This window comes from Pelomicrobium sp. G1 (genome assembly GCF_051905455.1).
In the GTDB taxonomy this organism is placed as follows: domain Bacteria; phylum Pseudomonadota; class Gammaproteobacteria; order Burkholderiales; family UBA6910; genus Pelomicrobium.
This window is the reverse complement of sequence record NZ_JBQACR010000053.1, coordinates 1-780: the sequence shown is the minus strand read 5'-3', so window position 1 is coordinate 780 and position 780 is coordinate 1. Positions and strand designations below refer to the sequence as shown.

General features: G+C 57.4%; 1 protein-coding gene and 1 pseudogene. Both read left to right on the top strand.

The annotated features are described in order from the left end of the window. Positions 1-476, top strand: a pseudogene (locus ACTFO6_RS17365) (restriction endonuclease subunit S); the annotation flags it as partial. Further along, a partial coding sequence (locus tag ACTFO6_RS17360; RefSeq protein ID WP_439935687.1) for an SLATT domain-containing protein occupies positions 473-780 on the top strand: 308 nt, incomplete at its 3' end. The pseudogene ACTFO6_RS17365 and the gene ACTFO6_RS17360, both read left to right, overlap by 4 nt.

The following is a 780-nucleotide window of genomic DNA, read 5'->3' as shown; positions in this document are numbered from 1 at the left end:
TTGCCGATGATCGGATAGAAGCTACTGCCGCGGACTTCAGTACATACAAGGTCGCTAGATGTGGCGATGTCGTGTTCAACAAGATGCGGATGTGGCAGGGCGCCGTGGGAGTTGCCCCAGAAGACGGCCTTGTGAGTCCCGACTATGTGGTTGCCCAGCCGACGGGGGCACTGAGCTCGGAGTACGCAGGATTCCTTTTCCGCACAGCGGCGTTTAGTGCTGAGTGTGCTAGACGGTCGCATGGAATCGTGTGGGACCGACTGCGGCTGTATTGGGAGGGCTTCCGCGACATCGAAATACAAGTGCCCCCGCTAGACGAACAGCGCGCCATCGTCGAGCACATTACCCGCGAGACCGCGAAAATCGACGCGGTACGCGCCGCGACCGAGCGCACCATCGCGCTGCTCAAAGAGCGCCGTGCCGCCCTCATCGCCGCGGCGGTGACCGGGCAGATCGATGTGGAGGCGGCCGCATGAACTTCGTCTCTGGTAACGACAGCGTGTGTAAGCCCATGTATCCAAGTCTTTATTACTTGGCCGATACGGCTTCGCTCAAGGCGCAGAGCACCTTCCTGCTCTTCAACAAGTTTTATTTGGGGTCTCTTGTGTTGGCAGCCATCCTTGGCTCGTTTACCGCCGTTGGGTCTCAGCCTGTCAATCGTTGGGTCTACACCGCATTGGCAGTGGTCCTTATTGTCGGTCTCATCATTCTTTGGGTAATACGTGCCAAACAAGACGATAAAATATGGTTCGATGGTCGCGCCGTTGCAGAGTCCGTAAA